General features: G+C 52.5%; 4 protein-coding genes and 1 pseudogene. All 5 read right to left on the bottom strand.

What is annotated here, in order from left to right:
• A pseudogene (locus tag ACPLUI_RS13710) lies at positions 1-469 on the bottom strand (hypothetical protein); the annotation flags it as partial.
• A gap of 281 nt (positions 470-750) precedes the next feature.
• Positions 751-1,281: a hypothetical protein gene (locus ACPLUI_RS13705; protein WP_424660808.1), complete on the bottom strand. Its 531-nt coding sequence runs from the start codon at positions 1,279-1,281 to the stop codon at positions 751-753.
• Positions 1,253-1,744, bottom strand: coding sequence for a transcription termination/antitermination protein NusG (gene nusG / locus ACPLUI_RS13700; RefSeq protein ID WP_424660807.1), 492 nt, complete (start codon positions 1,742-1,744; stop codon positions 1,253-1,255). Before nusG ends, ACPLUI_RS13705 begins: the two co-directional genes overlap by 29 nt.
• Before the next feature lie 74 nt (positions 1,745-1,818).
• Positions 1,819-2,085, bottom strand: a complete 267-nt coding sequence (locus ACPLUI_RS13695; RefSeq protein WP_424660806.1) for a hypothetical protein — start codon at positions 2,083-2,085, stop codon at positions 1,819-1,821.
• Entirely contained in the window at positions 2,078-2,380 is a 303-nt protein-coding gene (locus ACPLUI_RS13690) for a hypothetical protein (protein WP_424660805.1), read from the bottom strand. The genes ACPLUI_RS13695 and ACPLUI_RS13690 overlap by 8 nt, the downstream gene beginning before the upstream one ends.
• Between the last annotated feature and the right edge of the window lie 245 nt (positions 2,381-2,625).

Below are 2,625 nucleotides of genomic sequence, written 5' to 3'. Positions count from 1 at the left end.
TCAGTTCATGCTTTATCCCCTGAACGGTCGTCCTGCGGGGGTCGTCGCTCAAAAGGTACACAACGTATTCTTTGCCGTCTTTTCGGAGCAACCCGTCCAGCCGGTACGACTTGTTCACCGTGGTGCTCTGTTTCACCTCCCTGGGGGATAGATACTCCCAGTTGGGAAGCCCCAGGCATATCTCCGCCACCCTGGCTTTGTGCCTGCACTGGTCTTTGTCCCTGAGCCTCGGGGGCGAGTGGTCATAACCCGCCTCTTTTATACCGAGCTTCGTCGCTTCAATGTACCTGCTGTACCTGCTCTCAGTCCTCACATACCCGCGCTCCTCCAGGCACTTCAAACGGTGGTAGTGATACTGCTCCGTACCGCCGTAAATCCTCTTCACCTGCCCCAGCGTCAGAACACTGCACTTCGCCAGGTACCTCAACAGCTCCATATCCCTCTGGGTCAACTGCTTCGCTGGCGGCATTTCATCACCCCCTGCTGGAAATAGTGGGCCTCCATATCCCCTGCCAGCAACAAGTACCCTTACTGCCCGAATTTGTACGGTATCACTGTCCAGGGTACCCCTTTTTAAACTTTTGTCCTGCCTTCCCGTCCTCGGCCATTTTGTCTATATACCGGCCCGGGCGTTCTGGATGCGCCCTCGGGCCAGCATTTTCAAGGCAAAGGTCCGTATTCGTATATGTACAAATACGGCCCTTTTTTCCTGTAAATTTCGTTTGTATCTAAAAAAGGCTTTTTTTTATATCATCCCTGGTTTTTTCCTTCTATTATAATGTGTTTCAGCAATTTGTACACGAACACGTGTTCCTCAAAGGGCTGGTTAACTATATAAATTTCCGTCCTCGGGTTCTCCGGGTCCACGCCCCCGATTACCATAAATGACAGTCTCTGGCAGCTGTCGTCGTCTATAACCCTGGCAAACCTGATGGCGTCTATGATGAACTTGTAGTACCTGTTGTCGACGTCCCAGTTGACTTTAGCGGGGACGTAGATGGCTATGACGCAGAACGCCCTCTCGAAATGCACGTCGATGGGAAGCAGCGCTCTGGTGATCTTCCCTATCCACGACCTGCGCATCACGCTGGTCGCGTGGCGCGCGCGGGGAAGGTACCCGTCGACGACAATCTTCAGGACCCCTTTCAAATCACCTTCCTGGATTATTTGGGCTGTCGCTCCATTCTGTTCACCTGGCAGCTCTTCAATCTGTTCTTCTGCTGGTCCCGCGCCTTCAAGTGCTTCCTCCAGGTTATAAAACGCCCTGGCCAGCAGGTTCATTGCCGTCCTGATATGCTCTGAGGAGTTCGTTGTCGGCATCAATTCTCACCTCACCGTCGAAGTAGCTCACCCTGCTCCTTTTAGCACCCGCCTTTTCGATCACCCCCTGGATACCTGCCAGCGGGCCGACGGTTATAACCACCCTGTCGCCTTTCTTGAAAGTCCGTTTCGGTACGGTTTGTTTCCGTACTGCAGTGGGTGTGTCCATCTGCACCAGCTTTTTCATTTCCTCCTCGGACACCATGCCGATGGTCCTGCACCTTATTGTAGTGCGCGGCAGGTAAAGGTCAGGCCATGTATCCGCCTGGACGAAAACGTACCCGGGAAAGGCAGGTTTGCCGTCCTTTTCAGGAATGACTATCTCCCCTATCTTCCCTGCCAGGCCGTTTAATTTGCGCTTTTCGAGGTGCTTCTTGACACGCTCCTCGTGCGTTGTTGTTACCTGCACCGCATACCATTGCATTTTTACTCATCTCCTCCAGCCTCAATCTGTTTTGCTTCAAAAAATGAAAACCACGGCTCTTAGGGCCGTGGGTGTCAAGATTTCTTTCTGATCTTCTTTTCCAAGTAAGCCTGGACCCACCGGGGGTCCATACCCGCCAGCTCGAATATGCCGCGCTCGTAGCCGTCCTCCAGTGCCGCTTTCCGGATGAACTTCCGGGCGTCGGCTTTGATGTAACCAGCAGAATGGTCATGAGGGCCGAACCTGACCGGCCTTATTACATCCTTAACGGCCTGGATTATAATGGCTTGCGCCAGCCGGATATATGCAGGTCCAAACATGCGTACACCGTCCTTAAACATCGAGAAGCCTGTCCTTCGCCCGCACCAGGCGCGGGTCTACATCAGGTAGCCCAACGTTGCTCTGTTCGTTTGCTGCCGGTCGCTCGGCAATAACCATATTATCAAGCTTATTTTTTATTTCGTTGATAGTACTCTTAATTTCGTCCATCTCGCGGTTCATGCCGTCTATTTTATCGCGGATATCACTAATCTGGCGGTAAAGGTCCAGCGCAACCCTGATGACTGATTGCCTGTCCTTCTCCTGCCATATCCAGTGGTCTTCCGGCAGGCGAAGGCTTATTACTCTGGTTTTCAAGACTACCACCTCCGGGGGTGTTTACACCGGGGAAGCCGCGCTCGGCAAGGGTTTGAACCCCTTAATAATGCTCCGGTGTATACAGCAGTGTATACACCGAAAATCCCGCTACCGGTAAAGCTTCCAGCACAATTTTAAGGTGCAGGTGTATACACCTGCCGGGCCACCTGGCCTGAAAGTGTATACACCCACATCTATTTTTACGCCTTCAGGCCTTATTTTTCAAGGGCTGGCCGCTGTATACA

The sequence above is a fragment of the Desulfofundulus sp. genome (assembly GCF_049701015.1).
Taxonomy (GTDB): domain Bacteria; phylum Bacillota; class Desulfotomaculia; order Desulfotomaculales; family Desulfovirgulaceae; genus Desulfofundulus.
The sequence above is the reverse complement of the archived record's forward strand: the minus strand, read 5'-3'. Positions and strand labels throughout refer to the sequence as shown.